General features: G+C 59.8%; 16 protein-coding genes. 11 read left to right on the top strand and 5 right to left on the bottom strand.

Annotated elements, in window-relative coordinates; all coding sequences use genetic code 11:
* The first annotated feature begins 12 nt into the window (after positions 1–12).
* From ACA057_RS13200 to ACA057_RS13180, 5 genes are all read left to right on the top strand, one after another.
* Positions 13–966: a glycosyltransferase family 2 protein gene (locus ACA057_RS13200; RefSeq protein ID WP_497348970.1), complete on the top strand. Its 954-nt coding sequence runs from the start codon at positions 13–15 to the stop codon at positions 964–966.
* 13 nt (positions 967–979) lie between these two features.
* Complete coding sequence (locus tag ACA057_RS13195; protein WP_497348968.1) at positions 980–2,398, top strand: oligosaccharide flippase family protein; 1,419 nt, start codon at positions 980–982, stop codon at positions 2,396–2,398.
* Positions 2,399–2,426: 28 nt separating this feature from the next.
* Positions 2,427–3,482: a UDP-glucose 4-epimerase GalE gene (galE, locus tag ACA057_RS13190; RefSeq protein WP_497348966.1), complete on the top strand. Its 1,056-nt coding sequence runs from the start codon at positions 2,427–2,429 to the stop codon at positions 3,480–3,482.
* A complete protein-coding gene (locus tag ACA057_RS13185) occupies positions 3,479–4,960 on the top strand; it encodes a family 16 glycosylhydrolase (RefSeq protein ID WP_497348964.1) in 1,482 nt (493 codons plus the stop codon). The genes galE and ACA057_RS13185 overlap by 4 nt, the downstream gene beginning before the upstream one ends.
* 135 nt (positions 4,961–5,095) lie before the next feature.
* Entirely contained in the window at positions 5,096–6,280 is a 1,185-nt protein-coding gene (locus ACA057_RS13180; protein ID WP_497348962.1) for an acyltransferase family protein, read from the top strand.
* Positions 6,281–6,329: 49 nt separating this feature from the next.
* Here ACA057_RS13180 and ACA057_RS13175 read toward each other — a convergent pair whose 3' ends face one another.
* Both ACA057_RS13175 and ACA057_RS13170 read right to left on the bottom strand, forming a co-directional pair.
* The gene (locus ACA057_RS13175; protein ID WP_497348960.1) at positions 6,330–6,452 is read right to left on the bottom strand and encodes a DUF1652 domain-containing protein; all 123 of its coding nucleotides are present in this window, start codon (positions 6,450–6,452) and stop codon (positions 6,330–6,332) included.
* Between the two features lie 135 nt (positions 6,453–6,587).
* A complete protein-coding gene (locus ACA057_RS13170; RefSeq protein WP_497348958.1) occupies positions 6,588–7,811 on the bottom strand; it encodes an MFS transporter in 1,224 nt (407 codons plus the stop codon).
* Positions 7,812–7,940: 129 nt separating this feature from the next.
* On the opposite strand from ACA057_RS13170, the gene ACA057_RS13165 reads away from it, so the two are divergent.
* The 3 genes from ACA057_RS13165 to ACA057_RS13155 all read left to right on the top strand — a co-directional run bounded on the left by ACA057_RS13165 (position 7,941) and on the right by ACA057_RS13155 (position 9,442).
* Complete coding sequence (locus ACA057_RS13165; RefSeq protein WP_497348956.1) at positions 7,941–8,600, top strand: TetR/AcrR family transcriptional regulator; 660 nt, start codon at positions 7,941–7,943, stop codon at positions 8,598–8,600.
* A gap of 48 nt (positions 8,601–8,648) precedes the next feature.
* Entirely contained in the window at positions 8,649–8,906 is a 258-nt protein-coding gene (locus ACA057_RS13160) for a hypothetical protein (RefSeq protein ID WP_497348954.1), read from the top strand.
* A 242-nt stretch (positions 8,907–9,148) separates the two neighbouring features.
* The gene (locus tag ACA057_RS13155; protein ID WP_497348952.1) at positions 9,149–9,442 is read left to right on the top strand and encodes a DUF1652 domain-containing protein; all 294 of its coding nucleotides are present in this window, start codon (positions 9,149–9,151) and stop codon (positions 9,440–9,442) included.
* A 178-nt stretch (positions 9,443–9,620) separates the two neighbouring features.
* Here the strand turns inward: ACA057_RS13155 and treS are convergent, their stop codons facing one another.
* Both treS and ydiJ read right to left on the bottom strand, forming a co-directional pair.
* The gene (treS, locus tag ACA057_RS13150; RefSeq protein WP_497348950.1) at positions 9,621–11,687 is read right to left on the bottom strand and encodes a maltose alpha-D-glucosyltransferase; all 2,067 of its coding nucleotides are present in this window, start codon (positions 11,685–11,687) and stop codon (positions 9,621–9,623) included.
* Between the two features lie 173 nt (positions 11,688–11,860).
* Positions 11,861–14,887, bottom strand: a complete 3,027-nt coding sequence (gene ydiJ, locus ACA057_RS13145) for a D-2-hydroxyglutarate dehydrogenase YdiJ (RefSeq protein ID WP_497348948.1) — start codon at positions 14,885–14,887, stop codon at positions 11,861–11,863.
* 158 nt (positions 14,888–15,045) lie between these two features.
* On the opposite strand from ydiJ, the gene ACA057_RS13140 reads away from it, so the two are divergent.
* On the top strand, positions 15,046–15,930 hold the full coding sequence (locus tag ACA057_RS13140; RefSeq protein WP_401358472.1) for a LysR substrate-binding domain-containing protein: 885 nt from the start codon (positions 15,046–15,048) through the stop codon (positions 15,928–15,930).
* Positions 15,931–15,933: 3 nt separating this feature from the next.
* Here ACA057_RS13140 and ACA057_RS13135 read toward each other — a convergent pair whose 3' ends face one another.
* Positions 15,934–16,362 carry an amidase family protein gene (locus ACA057_RS13135; protein WP_497348946.1) on the bottom strand — a complete coding sequence of 143 codons (429 nt, stop codon included), beginning with the start codon at positions 16,360–16,362 and terminating at the stop codon, positions 15,934–15,936.
* 432 nt (positions 16,363–16,794) lie between these two features.
* Between ACA057_RS13135 and ACA057_RS13130 the strand changes: the two genes are divergently transcribed.
* Both ACA057_RS13130 and ACA057_RS13125 read left to right on the top strand, forming a co-directional pair.
* The gene (locus ACA057_RS13130; RefSeq protein ID WP_497348944.1) at positions 16,795–17,925 is read left to right on the top strand and encodes a PAS domain-containing protein; all 1,131 of its coding nucleotides are present in this window, start codon (positions 16,795–16,797) and stop codon (positions 17,923–17,925) included.
* Positions 17,922–19,358 carry a sigma-54 interaction domain-containing protein gene (locus tag ACA057_RS13125; protein ID WP_497348942.1) on the top strand — a complete coding sequence of 479 codons (1,437 nt, stop codon included), beginning with the start codon at positions 17,922–17,924 and terminating at the stop codon, positions 19,356–19,358. Before ACA057_RS13130 ends, ACA057_RS13125 begins: the two co-directional genes overlap by 4 nt.
* Positions 19,359–19,433: the final 75 nt, after the last annotated feature.

The following is a 19,433-nucleotide window of genomic DNA, read 5'->3' as shown; positions in this document are numbered from 1 at the left end:
GGAGAAATACCCGTGTCAGATCAAGCCCCCTCTCTACCGCATACCGTGTGCGTCGTGATCCCGATGTACAACGGCGCCGACAGCATCGAGCAAACACTGGCGTCGCTGGCCGAGCAAACCCGGCAGCCCGATCACGTCATCGTCATCGACGATGGTTCCACCGATGACGGACCACAACGGGTCAGAGACTTCGTCGCGCCATTTCGCCTGACGCTGTTGCACCAGGCCAACGAAGGCCAGGCCAGCGCCCGCAACCACGGCATGCGGCACTCTGAAGAAACGTTTGTGGCGATGCTCGATGCCGATGACCAATGGCGTCCGCGAAAGCTGGAGCTGCAACTGGCGCTATACGACGAACTCACTCGTCAGGGACGGCCGGTGGGGCTGATCGACTGCTATACGCAAGTCAATTACAGCGACGGCAGGCAGCAACTGGACAACCATCGCAAGAGCGGCCGGCATTTCTACGATTTCATTCACGCCAACGTCGTCAATGGCGTATCCACCGCGCTGGTCAAGCGCGACGTGATCATGCAACTCGGCGGCTTCGATGCCAGCCTGCGGTATTCCGAAGACCGCTACATGTGGACCCGGATCGCCGAACACTGGGAGGTCCATACGGTGCCGGAGGTGCTGCTGGAGCGCACGGTCAACGCCGGCAACATGACCGCAAACCCGAAAAAGTACTACCCGAACAAACTCAGGTTCATCGACGTGTACCTGGCCCGCTATGGCGAGCAGCTGAGCAAGCAGCAACGGATCGATTTCGTGCTGGGCAACCACACCGACTTTCTCAATGCGTTTTCCCGCAAAGGCGAGCATGCCGAGGTGATCGGCGTGTACCGCCGAATGCTCGATTGTTCCTGGCAAGCGCTGATCTTCGACAACGGCAAACCGACCTTGCGCTATCTCTATGCGTGCGCCCAGACATGGCGCAAGGCCGCTGCGTCCACCACCGCTCATTGAACCGGTATCCACCATGGCCAATCACCGTCTGGTGACATTGATCTGGATCTTCACCGAGAAATTCGGCCTGATTTTCCTGTCGATGATTACCTTTGTCGCGTATGCCCGGCTGCTGTCGCCCGCAGAGTTGGGCGTGGGCACGGTGATCATTGCGATCATCGAGTTGATCGGCCTGGTTTACTCATCGGTGCTGGAGGACCCGCTGGTACGACTTGAGCGGCTGGAGGACAAACACATCTCCACGGCCTTCTGGGCGGCGGTACTCGTCAGCCTGGCGTCCATCGTGGTCATCTCGGGCGCGGCGGTGCTGTACACGTCCGACCCGGTGCTGCAATGGATGACGGCGGTGGCCTCGGTGAAAATCCTGTTCACCATGATGGCGCGGGTCTATGTGGCAGAAATGCGCCGCAGCGGCAACTTCAGGGCCCTGGCGTCGCGCACGTTACTGGGCAAGGTGTGTGGTGGCGTCGGCGGTATCGCTGTCGCGCTGTGGGGCTTGGGGGCCTGGGCGGTCATCGCTCAGGCAGTGATCATGGAACTCGTCTCCATCATCGTGTTGATGCGCGCCGACCCGCGACGCATTGCTTTTCAGATTGACGGGCCGTTCTTGCGCGAACTGTTGAAAGCCGGCGCACCGGTGGCCATCAACGCGCTGAGCTCGCAAACGCTACAGCGCGGGGTCAACGTGGTCCTGGGTATGACGGCCGGCACCAACGCGGTGGGCATGTTCAACATGGCGATGCGCATCATCGACCTGCCGCGTACGGCGATCTATCACGGCCTGATCAGCTATGCGCTGCCGGCGTTCGCCCGGCGCAGCGCCGATCAATCACGGTTGCTCGCGATCATCAGCGATTCGACCGCCGTCAGTGGCTTCCTGCTGACGCCTCTGTTCATCGGCATCGCACTCACCGCGCACGACGTGATCCTGTTGATCTTCGGCGCCAAATGGGCCGAGGCCATTCCCCTGCTGCAAGTGCTTGCGTGCACGGCGGCCATCGGCAACACGGCCATGTACGCCACCACCGCCCTGGTCGCGGTCAATCGCAGCCACCTGACCATCAAGGCCGAAGTGGCAACCACGGTGCTGGCGCTGGCGCTGGTCTATAGCTTCGGCAGCCTTTATGGCGGCATGGCCGCGGCCCTCGCCCTGCTGGCGCGGATGCTGCTCATCACCCCGCTGCAAATCCGCGGACTCAACACGGCCATCGGTTACGGATGGCGGCGGTTTTTCGAATCCAATTATCGCAGCGTCGTCGCCTCGCTCGTGATGGCGGCGACCGTCATCGTGGCTTCCGGACAACTGGGCCTTCAAGGCTATCTGCACCTGATCTGCAACATCGGCATTGGCGCAATGACCTATGCCGTGGCCTACAGCGTATTGCACCCGCGCTGGCCGCAAGAATTCAAAACGGTTTTCACTGCTCGCTGAATCCAGTCCTGAGACAGGAATACCTACCATGCGCAAAACGACGTTGATTACGGGCGGGGCCGGCTACATCGGCTCCCATACTTCCCTGGCGCTCATCGACGCCGGCCACAACGTGCTGGTGCTCGACAACCTGTGCAACAGTTGTCGAGAGTGCATCGCGCGCCTTGAGTACCTGGCCCATACGCGGATCGATTTCATCAATGGCGATATTTGCGACTCGAGCTTGCTCGCCGACATTTTCAGCCGTTATGACATCGATACCGTGGTGCATTTTGCGAGTCTGAAATCCGTTGAGGAAAGCACGCGCAAGCCACTGGATTATTACACCAACAACGTCGGCGGGACGTTGAACCTGTGCCGGGCGATGGCGCATCACGGGGTGTTCAAACTGGTGTTCAGCTCCTCGGCGACGGTGTACGGCGACCCCGTGCAGACCCCGATCCTGGAAGACTTCGGCACCGGCAAACCGGCCAATCCCTACGGCCGCACCAAGCTCATGATCGAGGAGTTGCTCACCGACCTGTGCAACGCCGATCCCCGCTGGAGCATCGCGTTGTTGCGTTACTTCAACCCGATTGGTGCCCATGAAAGCGGGCTGATCGGAGAAGATCCCCACGGTCGCCCCAACAACCTGTTGCCGTGCCTGACGCAGGTCGCGATTGGGCGGCTTCCCGAACTCACGGTGTACGGCTGCGACTATCCCACCGTGGATGGGACTTGCGTACGCGACTACATTCACGTGGTCGACCTGGCCAACGGACACCTCAAGGCGTTGGAGGTGTTGCAGCACCACAACGGCATCCACTACTGGAACCTCGGCACCGGCATCGGCTACAGCGTGCTGCAGATCATCCACAGTTTCGAGGACATTACCGGCATCACCGTGCCCTACCGCTTTGCCCCGCGCCGGCTCGGTGACATTGCCAAATGCTGGGCCGACCCGAGCAAGGCCGGACGCGAGCTGGGGTGGAGCGCGCAACGCGGCCTGGAACAGATGATCATCGATACCTGGCGGTGGCAGTCGTGTAATCCGCTGGGGTATCAGTCTTCCTTCGAGACACCGGCGCTGATTGAAGTGAAATGATGCGGATGTTTAAAGAATGCCTGCTGGTAGTGCTGCTGTCGGTTTCGCTGGTTGGCAACGCCGCGCAAGCGCCCTCCCCCGTACCCACCAGCGGGCTGGTGCTGTGGCTGGACGCGGCCGATGCGTCAACCATGACCCTGGATGCGCAGGACCGTCTCCAGCGCTGGAGCGACAAATCCGCCAAGGCCAATGACGCCACGGTAGACGGTGCCGCCTCGCCGCCACAGCGGATAGCCAACGCCCTGAACGGTCATTCGGTCGTGCGTTTCAGTGGCGTTTCGGGGTTTCTCGGCAACACCCTCCGCACGGCCAAAGGCCCTGTGACGGTACTGATCGTGTCCCGTCGCTTGCCCGAACATGCGCCGGTCGATCCCTGGCAACGGTTGTTCAGTTCACGCCCGCAGACCGCCGACAACGATAACGTGTTGCCGAATTTCGCCATCAGCCTGCAACAGTCCGACGCCTACGCGCCGACCGTGTCCGTCCTTGAACTTCAAGACGTGCCGATTGGCCCCTATGCGGTCGGGCGCAACGTGGTTGGCAATGCCGAAAACTTCAAAGGCGATATCGCGGAGATACTGGTGTACGACCGCCCGTTTGCCTCCCTTGCGCAGCAACAAGCGGCGTATCAATACCTGGCGAACAAGTGGTCGGTGACCGTTCCCCGGCAAGCGGATACCTGGACCCGGGTCGGACCGCTGGGCAAGCTGCCGAAACCCGGCGACGCTGGCTTGCCCCTGTCCGATCAGGCCAATGCCGGCAATTGGGTATTCGACAGCAAACTGTCCGATGACTTCAATGGCGACGTTCTCGACTCTGTGCGCTGGCACGTCAACAATGCCCAGGGGAATGAATCCCTGGGCCGCAAACCGGCGCTGTTCAGGCCGGCCAATGCCTTCCTGGCCGATGGCAACCTGAACATTGTCTTTCGCAAGGAAACCTTGGAGCAGAAGTACGTCAAACTCGGTTTCAAGGACTACACCTCTGCCATGGTCCGTACCATTGATCGCAGCTTTTACGGGTATTACGAAGCACGTGCCAAACCCATGAACTCCGCAGGTTCCAGCGCATTCTGGCTCGCCTGGACGGGCATGGCGGACAACGCCACCGAAATCGACATCTTCGAAATCGGTGGCAAGACCAAAGACGGCGTCCATGACCGCAAATACAACATGAACGCCCACCTCTGGGCCACGCCGCAAAGCACCGAACATATTGCCAACGGCAGCGTGTGGATCAGCCCCTGGCGCCTGGCAGACGACTTTCATGTCTACGGCTTCGACTGGCAACCTGACACCCTGCGCTGGTACGTCGATGGCGTACTGGTCAGAGAATCGAAGAACACGCACTTCTTCTTCCCGATGCAGATCATCTTTGACAGTGAAGCCATGTGGAATTGGTTCGGCGTTGTCGACGACGCTGACCTGCCTTCCACCTTCAGCATCGACTACGTCAAGGTGTGGCAACGTAGTCAGTAGCCCTCACACCAAGCCTGGGTTGCTTCGCAGTTGCAGTAACGTCGGTCAGCCACTGCCGACAACCTATCTGACGCCATCGCTTCGCGGGCCTGCCTGGCCATCGAGCTGATACGACCTGTTATCCCGAAAGCGTGATTGCCGACGCAAAAGAAGGTATTGCACCTTCAATTGAAGTTCATGGGGCGCTACTGCTGCGATAGCGTTCGCCCCAGGCCAACTTTCATCGGCAGGGTGGTCAGTTTTAATCAGCGCAAGAATCTGGAGCGCATATGCATGATCAAGCGCCGGCTGAAAGAGTTGGATTTGCTGCGCTTTCTCGCTGCAATCGCGGTAGTGATTTTTCACTACGCGTTTCGCGGGTATGCACGGGGCGACATGTCCACAATGCCCTACCCCCTATTGGCCGAGCCTGCTAAATACGGGTACTTGGGGGTTGAGCTGTTTTTCATGATCAGCGGATTCGTCATTCTGATGACCGCGTCGAACAATAATCTCAAAGCGTTTTTCATATCCCGCGTCGTGCGCATCTGCCCGGCTTTCTGGGTGTGCTGCACCCTCACTTTTGTTATCACTCTGGCCATCGGCCAACCCAGGTACACGGCTGACTTTTATCAATACGTGATGAACATGATGTTCCTTAGCGACGTGCTGGGTGTGCTGCCGATAGACGGCGTTTACTGGTCTCTGTTTGCAGAAATTAAATTCTACCTAATGATCTCCATTCTGTTGGGCTTCAAACAAATAGAAAAAATAGAGACCTACCTCGTGGCCTGGCTGCTGATTTCTGCAGTATCAGAAGTCTTCGTTTTTGAAAAATTGCGCTGGGTATTAGTGACCGATTACGCGGCCTATTTCATAGCGGGTGCGACGTACTACGTGATATGGACCAAGGGATTCACTATCACGCGAGTGCTCCTGTTGTTGGGTGCATTGGTGTTAGCCGGCTACACCGCCATTGTCTGGGCCGAAGCGCTCGAAACCAAATATTCAACCGACTACAACAACCTGATCATCTGCAGCATGATCATCCTGTTCTTCATGATATTTCTTTTGATCGCAACGAATAAAACCGCAGCCATAGGCGCCTTGAACTGGACGGCATTAGGCGCGCTGACGTATCCACTTTATCTGTTACATCAAATGATCGGCTTCATGATCTTTAACATTGTTTATCCGGCGGTTAATCCGCACCTACTGCTATGGGGCACGGTCATCCTGATGATCGGTGGCTCTTATCTCATTCATAAAACAATAGAAGTCCCCATTGCCAGATCCATGAAAAAATTCCTGTCATTTTCCTTGATCCATGTCAGAGGCTGATGAGCCCTGGCAGAACGTCTCCTGCACGACAGCGCGTCACTGCGGTCAATCACGAGCGGCACGAACCTTTCCGCTGAAGAACAATTTGTCCGGACGACGGATCAAACACTTTGATCATCAGCGATCCGTCGGGATTCGCAGTGCAGGTACAGGACAAAGGCGAAACCCACACTCAATGATGTGGCGGAGCTCAAGTAGAGAAATCATGACTTACGTCCTCAAAGTCAGACTGATTTGATTTCTGCCTTTTAATAATAGCCAACCCACTGGATTTTGAAGGCCGCTCGCCCCTCGGATAGCGGCTTTTTTAGGGTTCAGTGCCCGCAACCGCAGGCTTGCCAGCCGCACGCGGGCCCGATTTGAAGCCATGCGCCCGGGCGCCCCAGACAATCGCAAATCCCACCCCCACCAACACCACCATTGCCCACGGAAAAGAGGCGACGCCGAAGCTGTCCAGCAACACGCCACCTAGCACTCCACTCCCCGCAATCGCACTGTTCCAGGCCACCACATTCAACGATAACGCCACATCCACGCCGTCCCCCGCCGCATCCGCCAGCGCCGTTTGCAGCAACGTCGCCGCCCCGCCAAAACTCAACCCCCAAACCGCCACGCCGATGAAGATCACCTCAGGCACACTGCCCAAAAAACCAAACGCCAGGCAAACCGCGGCAAATGTCGCCAGGCTCACCAACACAGTCTTGCGCAACAATGGCTCAACCCATTTGGCGGTCAGCCAAATCCCTACCAACGCTGCACTTCCAAATACCAGCAACACCAGGTCGACCCGATCCCCTAACCCAGCCGGGGCCACGAACGGTGCGATGTAGGTGTAGAGAATGTTGTGCGCCAGCATCCAGCTGATCACCACCGCCAACACAGGTCGCACGCCCGGCGTGGTCAGCACTGTGCGCAGCGCCATGCGCCGGTTTGCGGCCTGCGGAGGGTAGTCAGGGACTTTCACCAGCACCCAGGCAATCAGCACCAGTGTCAGGGCCGACATGATGCCAAAGGTGGTGCGCCACCCCACGAGACCGCCCAGCCACGTGCCGAGAGGTACGCCCAGAGACAAGGCAATTGGCGTGCCGACCATGGCCAGCGCCAGCGCCTTGCCTTGTTGATGGGGCGCAACCATTCGCCGGGCATAGCCGGCGAGCAGGCTCCAGGCCAATCCCGCCGCGACACCGGCGAAGAAGCGCGCCACCAGGGTCACGCCGTAGTGGGAGGACAGCGCGGTGATGGAGTTGAACAGCAAAAACCCGACGATCGTCAGCAGCAGCACATTACGGCGGCGCCAGCCGCGGGTGGCGATGGTCATGGGGATGACCGCCAGTACCGAACCCAACGCGTAGGCGGTGACCATCTGGCCGGCCATGGACGGGGAAATTGCCAGGCCGTCGCTGATCAGCGGCAACAGGCCCGCGGGCAATGTTTCGGTGACGATGCAGATGAAGCCGGTCATGGCGAGCGCGAGCAACGCGCCAATGGGCAGGCGGTCGGCGGCTGCCGATAAGGTGATTGAGGGTGTCACGGGCGACTCCTTGCGTGAGGATTTCAGACTTAAATACTGATCGATATAAATGTTGAGGGTCGACAGCGCTCGTTGTCAATGACTTATGTATCGACTAGTATTTATCTCGTCATCCAGAGGAGCCTTGAAATGGCGCAAATGGGCCGCCCCCGCACCTTCGACCGCGACCACGCCGTGGAACAGGCCTTGCACCTGTTTTGGCAACACGGCTATGACGCGACGTCTCTCGCTCAGTTGAAAGCCGGACTGGGTGGCGGAATCTCCGCGCCGAGTTTTTACGCGGCGTTCGGTTCCAAGGAAGCGTTGTTTGATGAGTGTGTGCAGCGTTACCTGGCCACCTTCGCCCAGGTCACCGAATGCCTGTGGGACGAGCGCCTGCCGCCACGCCAGGCCATCGAGACCGCGCTGCGCCAGTCTGCGCGCATGCAGTGTGAAGACGGTCATCCCAAGGGCTGCATGGTGGCCCTCGGCGTGATGAGCGCGCCGAGCCTGGAGAATGCGCGGGTGGTCGATGCCCTGACCCACTCTCGCGCCCGCACTCGCGCGGGGATACTGGCGTGTGTTGAACGGGGTGTCAGCGCCGGTCAGTTGCCGGGCGACATTCACGCGGCCGCGATGGCGACGGTGTTTGACAGTTTCCTGCAGGGTATTTCCATCCTCGCTCGGGATAACACGCCGCATGAGGTCATCGATGCGGCTATCACCCAGATACTGCTGACGTGGGACATAGCGGCCTCTACCGCGCCACGCGGCTCGGAGGGACAGTCACGGCCAACGTCTGGCGCATAATAGAGCACAGAAACCAAGCCTCAAATCACTGGCGTAAAGGACATGGCTATGACCGACCGCGCACGTTTGAATTACTTGAACGACACCCTTCTGGGCCCTATCGCTAAATCTATTGATTGCGACGTCATCATCACACCCATTACACCCGGAGCGTTCCAGGTGCAGGTGCGATCGCCGGTACCTGATGATCTGCACAAAGCTCATTCCCTGACCCTCTTCCTTGCGAACGGTGAGCGCTTGATCGGCACGGTAGCGAACGCTCGCAAGGCCGCTAACGGTGATCTGGAGTTTCAGATTGATGTATGACCCTTTCCGTCATATCGATTGAACGGTGAATGCCGCTTTCTGCAAACGTGGCACTAACGCGGGTTGGCCCACGCCCCCGAGACCAAAAGGGTCTAAAGCATCTGAGAGCACGGGTATACACTCGTTTGCGAGCCCCTAGCCAATGCATTAGGTCAAGCCCTATCAAGCGCGTACCTTCGCGACGCTTCCTCATTACTCTCTAGACAAAAGTCATTTGGCTGGCTCCCGTCGAGACAAGCCTCATGCTATCGACTTTAGAAATCCGCCATTTAGTGGAGCAGAGTTTCCTGCCCCTTCGTTGTGAATGCACCATCGATCCGGGAGACGCTATGACGGTACGGTTCTTCCAGGACGTTTCAAATCAAGAAGTGCTTGTTGTCACCGGTATCTCGGTGGCTCAACTGTGTAACGGGCGTGCCATCGAAAGCCTTGTCGCCGGGTTACGACAGGATCTTGAACTCGCCTCGACGACACCTGGTTACACGGTGAGTTACCCCGATTCGAGTTTGTCGCGTCGCAGATCGCTCAGGGATTGAAGGCCCAATCACACCCCTGTCATCGAACGGTCGGTCGGACTGAATTGACTTTATAGACAGAAATACAATCGCCGTAAGTTCTCGACGACCTCGATGGCCGGCATGGCGGTGTTCAGCGAGTTTGAAATGCCGTCGAGGTGGTTAAGCGCTTAACCACCTCGAAACCTCCCACGCAGCCCTAGATCAACGGCGAGCTGCTGACCACCCGTAGCGCCAACCCCTCAAACGCATCCAGCGTGATGGTGAACTCGCCTTCCGGCGTGAGATCACCTTCGACCCGCTCATTGATGATGTCGACCACCGGGCCCGGCGCGATATTGGGCAAGTGCAGCGTTTCGGTGATGGGTGTCGAGCCGAAGTTCAGCGCTGTGATTTGCGTGCCTTTGCCGGCCGGCAACTCATGCACCATGATCAGCAGCCCCGGATTCTGCACATCCGGCACCAGAATCTGGCGGCTGGCAGCGATGTCGTAGGAACGGCGCGCGGCAAGGATTTTCTTCAGCTGCGAGGCAAACGAGTCAGGGTCTTTCAACTGGCTGGTCAGGCTGCCGTACAAGGTTTTCGGGCGCGGCATCTGCCCCTCGGAAAGCTCCGCCTCGGGGTTGAGGTCCACCAGATCATAGGCGCCGCGATGAATCCAGCGCGTATCGCCGTCGAGCATCAAATGCGCGACCTGCTCTGCCGGCAACGGCAGTGCGCCCACCAGGTCCCAACCCGATAACGCGAACACGCCCGGCTGCATCGCGTTGTACATCACCAACAGCAAATGGACCTGGCGTATCTGCTGGATATCCGCCGGGGTAATCGCCTCAAGATCACGAATCCCCAGCGCAGCCGTAATGATGCTGGCGGTGGTACAGGACACGCCGTTGGTGACAAATTTAAGGTTGTAAGGCGCGTGCTCGCCGGCGAGGCGTTCATACATTTGTTCGCGAATGTGCTCGCGCAAGATGTTCCCTGGGAACGTCTGCCCCTGATAGAGGAACGTGTCATGGGCGTGCAGCGTCCAGAAATGCACCAGTTCCAGGGTCAGTTCGTCATGGTTCTGCAAGGCGTGGATCAGCGAACCCGGATCAATGCCGAGGTTATGCATCTGGCGCAGCATCAGCCGCAGGAATTCGGTATCGCCCATCAACAAGGCATGCTGGTAAGCGGGACGGGTGATGAAGTCATACGAGAGATCGGCCCCGCCGTGGGACATGGCGGCGATGTCATCAACGGTCAGGTTCAGTTCCTGAAAACTGAAACCGCCGGCCTTGCGAATCGCGCCGGCCAGCAACTGGTTACCGGTGATCGATAACGGATGGCTTTCCGACCAGGCGGTGCCGTCGAGCTTGCGCTCGACGCCGAGGAAGCCGTTGGCGTCCAGGCGCAGGATTTTTGCGCCCATGACGTCGATGGCGTGCAAGGCATCGCCGATGATCATCTGCTGCGCGGCGAAGGTCGGGTCCAGCCAGTTCAGCGAGGGCTGCCCTTCCTTGAAGTAATGCAGGTACACCCAGCGTCGCGGCTTGCCATCGACCCCCACGACAATCGGCGTGGCACTCCAGTCGGTTTCCTTGACCCCGGGCTCGAAGAAAATCACCCGTTGCAACTGGCCGACGATGTAATGCTTGTCGCGCAGAACGTCTACCTGCTGCGGGCTGAGGTTCTGCGCATCGCGCCCCTGGGCAATGTCGGGCAGCAGCGGCCAGTCCTCCTCGCGGATTTCCACCATGTGGTAGAGCCCCGGATAGTCTTCATACGCCATTTCGGCCAGGCGAAAGTCGGCGCCTTTGCCAGTGTGCGACGGGATCACATCATCGATGATCACCGCATTGTGCGCGGCGGCCATACGAGTCAGCGCCTGAAGCTGTGCCTCGGTGCCCAACTGTGGATCGATGTCGAAACTGATGCGGTCAAAGTTGCCGTCAATCGTGGGCGTGTGCCGGGTGCCTGAAAGACCGCCAGACCGTTTCAGCGGACCGTTGTGAATCCCCTGGATACCAATTCTGGACAGCGCGTGCCATAAGGTTTCGTCCCCCAAGGCCTCCAGCACCGTGCCATTTTCGCGGGTAACAATGGACGCCGGATAGGCGGTGAACCACACCGACGCCAGGGCCGACGCGTCACGAGGTCGGGTATGGGCGTAAGGCTGTTGCCACAATCGACCTTGCCCCGAGTAGAGCTTGGCCCGTTGTCTTGCAGCATGAAGCATCGATTGCTCGACCAGCCAGTCCACATGGTTTTTCTCAGCCGCCGTCATGAAAACAGTCACCTCCGGTCATGAAATAATCGATCACGGCAATCGCATCTGTAGCGTCACCAACAGCACCGCTCGTTTTCATATGAGGCCCGCAAGTGACATTCGTTGCATCGAATCCGCCAGGATCTCGGCGGTCTTGCTCGATGCGGCCTTGGCCGGAATGAACGCCGCTACTAAGGGTAAGCTCGCAAACACTCCAACACCACCTCCAGCGGATGACGCAGCTGCCTGTCGGCCAAGCGTTTCACCTGACTGCGGCAGGAATACCCCGTGGCGAGCGCCTCCCCCTTTTTATCCAGCGCGCCGGACCATGACTGCTCGAAAATGGTCCGCGAGGTGGCCTGGTTTCGCGATTCGTGGCCGTAGGTTCCAGACATGCCGCAGCAGCCGGTTGCCTCCGTCACCAGCGTGAGCCCTAGCCGGGCGAACACGGTTTGCCAGTGTGCCGAACTGGCCGGAACATTGGTTTTCTCGGTGCAGTGTGCCAACAAACGGAAGGTCTCGGTCGCGGTGTGCAGTTTTTCGGGCAACGCGTCGACGAGCCATTCCTGAGGCAGCAAGACCTTCGGGCAACCGTCGAGCCCCGGTACTTTCTGATATTCCTGGCGGTAGACCAGCGTCATCGCCGGGTCCAGCCCTACCAGCGCCACGCCGCAATCGGCGAGCGCCTTGAGCTGAGTGGCGTTGCGAATCGCTGCCTTGGCGAAGGCGCCCAGGAAACCCTGCACGTGCAACGGCTTGCCGTTGGCGCTGTAAGGCGCCAAAAACACCCGAAAGCCCAACTGATGCGCCAGCTCGATAAAGCTCGCCAGCAACGGGGTTTCGAAGTAACGGGTGAAGGCGTCCTGCACCAACACCACGCTGCGCTCACGTTGGGCCGCGGTCAGTTCGCGCAGGGTTGGCACGCTGGCGACCGCGACCTTGCAGCGGGTCAACGTGGCCTGCAAGTCATGGCGATGGATCAGCGGACTGTCGAGCATGCCGACCTGTCGCTCAAGCAGGCGGCTCACCCATTTCGAGCCCATCACCGCGTTGTACAAACCCGGCGCGCGGGCCATATAAGGAATGGTGAACTCCAGCGAGCCGATCAGGTAGTCACGTAGCGGGCGCTGATAGCGACCGTGGTACAGCTCGAGAAAACGCGAGCGGAACTCCGGGACATTGACCTTGACCGGGCATTGCCCCGCACAGGATTTACAGGCCAGGCAGCCGGCCATCGCGTCGTAGACTTCATGGGAAAAATCCGCCTCGCCACGTGAGCGCGCCAGGTTATTGCGCAAGCGTTCCGGCAACCCGCTCAGCCACGCCAACTTGCCCCGCGCTGCTTGCAATACATCGATATTGGCCGCGCCTTGCAGGCGCAACCATTCGCGTATCAACGACGCCCTGCCCTTCGGCGAATGCTGGCGTTCACGGGTGGCTTTCCACGACGGGCACATTGCATCGTTGGGGTCGTAATTGTAGCAAGCGCCGTTACCGTTGCAGTGCATCGCGGTGCCGAAGCTTTGCCAGACGCGCTCGTCGATTTGCCGATCCAGATCACCGCGCAGCGTGACTTCGTTGACCTTGAGCAAGCCTTGGACGGCCTCCGGCGGGGTGCAGATTTTGCCGGGGTTGAGCTGATTGTGCGGGTCGAACGCGCCCTTGAGCGACTGCAACGCCGGGTACAGCGCGCCAAAAAAATCGGGCACGTATTCCGAGCGCAAGCCCTTGCCGTGCTCGCCCCACAGCAGCCCGCCATAACGCCGGGTCAACTCGGCCACGGCATCGGAAATCGGCTTGACCAGCGCGGCCTGGGCCGGGTCTTTCATGTCCAGCGCCGGACGCACGTGCAACACGCCGGCATCGACGTGGCCGAACATGCCGTACGCCAGGTTATAGCTGTCCAGCAACGCACGGAACTCGGCGATGTAGTCGGCCAGTTTTTCCGGCGGCACGGCGGTGTCTTCAACAAAAGGCTGCGGGCGAATCTCGCCGTCGACGTTGCCCAGCAGCCCGACCGAACGCTTGCGCATGGTGTAGACACGGCTCACGGCTTCAGCCCCTTCGGCCAGCGTGTGACCGAGGCGCTGGATGGTTATGTCGGCCTGCTGATGCGCCACAAACGCCGCCACGCGCAGGCTCACTTCAGCCACGTCGTCGCCGCTGAACTCCACCAGATTGATCCCCAGCGTCGGGCGCCCGGCATCGCTCGGGAAATACTCGGCAACGCTGTGCCAGACGATGTCTTTCATCGCCAGCAGCAACACCTTGGAGTCCACGGTTTCGATGGACAACGGCTTGTGCGCCAATAACGCATTGGCGTCGCGCAGTGCATCCATGAAGCTGCCGTAACGCACGTTCACCAGTACCGAATACTTCGGGATTGGCAGCACGTTGAGTTTGGCTTCAACGAGGTAGCCCAACGAACCTTCCGCGCCGCACAGCACGCTGTTGAGGTTGAACCGGCCGTGCTGGTCGCGCAGGTGCGCCAGGTCGTAGCCGGTCAGGCAGCGATTGAGTTTAGGGAACACCGCTTCGATCAGCTCAGCCTGGGTTTCCTGAATGTGCCGCGCCACCCGGTACACCTCGCCGATCCGGCCGGGTTGCGCGCACGCGACGTCCAGTTCCGCGTCGAACAGCGGCTGGCTGTGCAGGCGCTCACCGCCGAGCAGTACGCTGTGCAATTCGAGAACGTGATCGCGGGTCTTGCCGTAGGTGCAGCTGCCCTGGCCACTGGCGTCGGTGTTGATCATGCCGCCGACGGTGGCGCGATTGGACGTCGACAACTCCGGGGCAAAAAACAACCCATGAGGCTTGAGCGCGGCATTGAGCTGGTCCTTCACCACGCCCGCCTGCACCCGCACCCAGCGCTCGGCGACGTTGATTTCGAGGATGTTGTTCATGTGCCGCGACAGGTCGACCACGATGCCGTCGGTCAATGACTGGCCGTTGGTGCCGGTGCCACCACCGCGCGGGGTCAGTTTGATCGGGCGAAAGCGCGGTTCGGCCATCACGGTTGCAATGCGCGCGACGTCGTCCGCGTCCAGCGGGAATACCGCCGCTTGCGGCAGACGCTGGTAAATCGAGTTGTCGGTCGCCAGCACGGTGCGGGTGGCGTAGTCGGCGCTGAGCTGGCCGCGAAAGCCGCTGGCACGCAGGGCTTGAAGGAATTCGGGGTAGTCTGCCGCGAGTGCAACGGTGGGCAACTGGGCGATCATCGCAGGCTGTTCTCTTGTCGGTCTAATCACGGGAAAATCAAAACACTTGTCGCCTGAGCATTAATAGGTCAGCCTCAGGTCGTCGGCTATGCCAATGATCCTGCAGGTTCTGGCGTGGGACAAACGGATAATCCTGCCGCTATCGATGACTTTTACGAATGAATTACCGCCACCTCACCCCTTCGATGTCGTTGCTGCTGGCCTTTGAAGCAGCCGCCCGACATGAGAGCTACACCCGCGCCGCGATGGAACTGTCGCTGACCCAAAGCGCCGTGAGCCGGCAGGTCCAGGCACTGGAGCAGCAACTCGGCCTGACGCTGTTTCGCCGTGAAGGCCGGCAAGTGCAATTGACCGATGTCGGTCGTCTGTATCAGCGGGAAATGAGTGAAGCGCTCGGACGCATCCGCAGCGCCACCTTGCAGGCGATGGCCTATCAGTCCGGCAGCGGCACCTTGCGCCTGGCCACCTTGCCGACTTTCGGCTCGAAGTGGTTATTACCGCGCCTGCATGACTTCTACAAAACCCATCCCGGCATGCTGGTGCACATCAACTCGCGGATCGACGCCATCGACTTCGAAACCAGCGGCATCGATGCCGCCATCGTCGTGGGCAGCGCCGACGTGCCGGGGTTGATCAGCCATCGCCTGCACACCGAAGAACTGATGGTGATCATTTCTCCAGAAGCCGCCCAGGCCCATGACGCATGGACTCCGGAACGCATCGGTGGCCAGACGCTGCTCAACGTCGCGAGCAACGCCAACGTCTGGGGCGAGTGGTTCAGCCACCACCGCCTGCCGCATAGAATGATGCGGCTGGGGCCGAGTTTCGAACTCACCTCGCATTTGATCCAGGCCGTCAGGGCCGGTATCGGCATCGGCCTGGTGCCGCGAATCCTGGTGGCCGACGAGCTGGCCAACGCCGAGCTGATCAGCCTCGATCAGCCCTTCGCCAGCCAGCGCAGTTACTACCTGACCTATCCGCCGCGCAACGAAATGCTGCCGTCGCTCGTCGCGTTCCGCACCTGGTTGCTGCAACAGATCTAACGATCAGCGCCCGAGGAATGCGTAACCAAAACCGACAATCTTGGCGTCTTCGCCGTAGCCGCCGAGGAACGAAACACCGACTGGCAGGTTGCCCTTGATGGTGCCGGCCGGAACGGTGATCTCGGGGAATCCGGTCGCGGAGGCAATGTACGACGAGGCGTAGGTATCGCCGGAGGAGCACACGTAACTGTCATCGGTCACGCCATGCACCACCGACGCCGGGCAGTTGATCGTCGCGAAGAACAGGCTGTCGACGTTGTTCTGCTTCATGATGCCCATCAGCTGCTGGCGCAACTGCGGGATCTTCCGCGAGAGGATCGAGATGTACTGCGGCGAATCGGTACTGGTGGCATTCGCTACCGTTTCCAGTCCGGCCAGGCGCGCCGGGTTCATGCCATGCGAGCCGTTTTGCGCCTGATTTTTCTTGGCCATCGCTCCACAGGGTTTCAAAGGCTTTTGGCAGTTCGATGGAAACGACATGCGCACCGCGTGCGTCGAGGGTGTCTTGCGCGGCTTTAAAGACCGCGTCCACCTCCGGGTTGGCGCCTTTGAAGTTAGTGATCACCCCAATGGTTTTGCCTTGCAGCGAGGTACGGCTCAGGGCGGTTTCGAACTGTATTTTGTCCGCGGCAATATCCAGGGTCGCCGGATCGGGGGTCCATCGCGCGCCAGCTCGCTCCCACATCGGGCGTTAAGCGCTGCAAGAATGCATAACATGCTGCACTATCACAGCACGGGTTAGCGTTCAGGCCCTTGAACCTCAATGTTTACCAGCCGATGAGTTGGCATGCGATATGCCGCCTGCTTCAAAAGCCTGAATGTTTTTAATCAGGTGCCCATAAGCCAAATCGAGCCGATCAATCGATGGATACCCTGAATTTACTGGTCAACAAAATCCAGCCCCTTTCAAGCACCGTGAACGCTGACGGGCAACTCGTCAGCCTGTCCGCCAGCCTGAGCGATCAATTGGGTTATGCGCCAGAAGAACTGCTCAATCAGCCGATTGAACGTATCTACAGTGTCGAGTCGGTGCGGGCCTTGCAGTTGCTGTTCGCCAATCCTCCTGCGGATGAGCAGATCCACAGCCTGGAGCTGACGCTGATTCGCCATAACGGCGGTCTGCTGCCCGTCGTCGCCAGCGGCCTGCTGGAATGGCGCTCGGTGCAACCGGCGCGCCTGCACTTGCTGAAAATTGCGCTGGGATCGCTGGGCCATCGGCTGCGGGAAATGCACAACGCCAATGAAGTCATGAGCCAGATGCTGCAGAGCGCCAAGGTGGCCTACTGGTGCATAGAGTTCGCCGAGGCGGTGGACATCAACACGTCGCCCGATGAAATCGTCCGCCAGGTCTTCGAAAACGACTCGCACTGGCGGCTGTGCAATCGGGCCATGGCCGACGTCTATGAGATGCCGTCGGATGTCGATTTCAACCAGCAACCGGTTCGTCTGTACTGGCCTCGCAGCCCGGCCAACGAGGAGTTTGTGCGGCGCCTGATCGAAGCCGGTTTCAGCGTCGACTGCGCGCTCTCAGTGGACCGTCGTCACGATGGCTCTCCGGCCTACGTCGAGAACGATGTCCGCGCGACCATCGTCAACGGCCATCTGTTGCGCATGTGGGGCAGCATTCGCGACGTCAGCCAGGAATTGCGCATGCAGCACGACGCCGAGCAGCGCATCGATGCCTTGCGCCGGGTCTTCGATGCGGTGCCGGACGCGGTGCTGGTGATCGACGAACACCTGCAACCCCAATGGCGCAACGCAGCCTTCGAAGAGACGTTTGGCATTACCCATGGCGCCGGCATCGCTCGATTGCTGCTGGATAACGCCCTGCCCGAGCGCACTTGGCACAGCTTGCCGTTGCCTGATCTGAGCGGGCGAGACTTGAACTTCAATGTGCATTGTTCGCGCATCCTGATTCGCGAAGGCGTGGCCTGGCGAGTCGCGGTGTTTCGTGAAAGCCAGGGCGTACGCCGTGCGCAAGAGTTGCACCCATGAACGAAAAGAACCTGCCACCCACGCTGCAGATGGGTATGCGTTCATCGGTCAATGTCAGCAGCGAGGTGCTCGGCGCCTTGCTGGAAACACCTTCACTGCACGCCTTGCTCGACAGCTTCAGCGAAGCACTGATCGTGACCGACGGTGAAGGCCGGGTGCGCTTTCTCAATCTGGCCGCCGAGCGCGTTAATCGACTGTCCAAACAGCAAGCCGTCGGCCTGTCCGACCAAGAGTTTTACCAACGCTCGGCATTGAATTACGACGACTTGATCACGGCGTTGAACCGAGGCGGCAACAGCGCCTTGACCCGCTCACGGGAAGGTCGGGTTCTACTCAGCAGCACCCACGCCATCCCCACGGGCGCCTACGAAAAACCGTTCAGGATGCTGACCCAGAAAGACTTCGACGGCAGTCAGCCGCAGCGTCGAGCGTCGCTAGGCAACCGGCCCGTGGAGCCGCAAGGCCTGCGCGATCCACAGGACAGCGCCCTGCATCTGTCACCTCAACTCTCGAGCATCGCCGACACCGGCGTGCGCGCCTTTCGACGTCGCGCGCGGTTGTTGTTGCTGGGCGAGCCGGGCGTCGGCAAGACCGCCATTGCACGGCATATCCACCGTGCAGCCGGCTGGGGTGATCGGCCTTTTATTCACGTTAACTGCGGGAGCATTCCGGAGAGCCTGTTCGAGTCCGAGATGTTCGGCTATGAACGCGGCGCCTTTACCGGTGCATTGCAGGGCGGCAAGCAAGGCTACATTGAGGCCGCTTCGGGCGGGACCTTGTTCCTCGATGAGATCGGCGAAATCCCCCTGCATGTCCAGGCCAAACTGCTGAAATTCCTTGAGGACAGTACGATCCAGTCGGTCGGTTCGCCGCTGAGTAAAACGGTTCAGGTACAAGTGATTGCGGCCACCAACAAGGACCTGCGTCACCTGGTGAGCCTGGGTGAGTTTCGCGCCGACCTCTACTACCGCCTGGCCGTCCTGCCGGTAGAAATTCCGCCGTTGCGCCAGCACCGGGATGACTTGCCGTTTCTGATCGACATTCTGTTGAGCCGCATCAACGGTGATCGCGAGCCCTCCCTGAGTCTGTCTGCCGGTTGCCGGCAGCGGCTGATGAGCTATAGCTATCCGGGCAATATCCGCGAGCTGGTGAACATCTTTGAACGGCTGGCGGTACTCGCCGACGATGAAGCGCAGGAACACCATCTACCGGCTGAATTGCTCGAGCCGGTGCGCCCTCAGGAACGTTTGAAAACCAAGGTTGCGGACGAAGAACCGGAGGACGATCCAGAGCGCAATCTCAAGCTTCAAGTCCAGCACTTCGAACGCCAGGTCATCCTCCGGGCCGTGCACCTGTGCGGCAGCAAACGCAAGGCAGCGCAGCACCTGGGTATCGACATCGGTACGCTGATCCGCAAACTGCAACGCGACTGAATCTCCCCCGACACAGGGATGTGTCCAACGCCCCTTCTTTTTCGCCCAAGGCGCTGCAAAAACGCATACAGCCGT

This window comes from Pseudomonas sp. LBUM1661 (genome assembly GCF_059695925.1).
Note: the sequence above shows the minus strand (reverse complement) of the source record. Positions and strands in the feature narration are given on the sequence as shown.

What these genes read in the sequence shown, in the direction of transcription:
- ACA057_RS13135 (WP_497348946.1), bottom strand. Translation starts at nt 16,362, where the DNA reads ATGGCCAAGAAAAATCAGGCGCAAAACGGCTCGCATGGCATGAACCCG.
- ACA057_RS13140 (WP_401358472.1), top strand. Translation starts at nt 15,046, where the DNA reads ATGAATTACCGCCACCTCACCCCTTCGATGTCGTTGCTGCTGGCCTTT.
- galE (WP_497348966.1), top strand. Translation starts at nt 2,427, where the DNA reads ATGCGCAAAACGACGTTGATTACGGGCGGGGCCGGCTACATCGGCTCC.
- ydiJ (WP_497348948.1), bottom strand. Translation starts at nt 14,887, where the DNA reads ATGATCGCCCAGTTGCCCACCGTTGCACTCGCGGCAGACTACCCCGAA.
- ACA057_RS13155 (WP_497348952.1), top strand. Translation starts at nt 9,149, where the DNA reads ATGCTATCGACTTTAGAAATCCGCCATTTAGTGGAGCAGAGTTTCCTG.
- ACA057_RS13125 (WP_497348942.1), top strand. Translation starts at nt 17,922, where the DNA reads ATGAACGAAAAGAACCTGCCACCCACGCTGCAGATGGGTATGCGTTCA.
- ACA057_RS13185 (WP_497348964.1), top strand. Translation starts at nt 3,479, where the DNA reads ATGATGCGGATGTTTAAAGAATGCCTGCTGGTAGTGCTGCTGTCGGTT.
- ACA057_RS13165 (WP_497348956.1), top strand. Translation starts at nt 7,941, where the DNA reads ATGGCGCAAATGGGCCGCCCCCGCACCTTCGACCGCGACCACGCCGTG.
- ACA057_RS13130 (WP_497348944.1), top strand. Translation starts at nt 16,795, where the DNA reads ATGGATACCCTGAATTTACTGGTCAACAAAATCCAGCCCCTTTCAAGC.
- ACA057_RS13160 (WP_497348954.1), top strand. Translation starts at nt 8,649, where the DNA reads ATGACCGACCGCGCACGTTTGAATTACTTGAACGACACCCTTCTGGGC.
- treS (WP_497348950.1), bottom strand. Translation starts at nt 11,687, where the DNA reads ATGACGGCGGCTGAGAAAAACCATGTGGACTGGCTGGTCGAGCAATCG.
- ACA057_RS13195 (WP_497348968.1), top strand. Translation starts at nt 980, where the DNA reads ATGGCCAATCACCGTCTGGTGACATTGATCTGGATCTTCACCGAGAAA.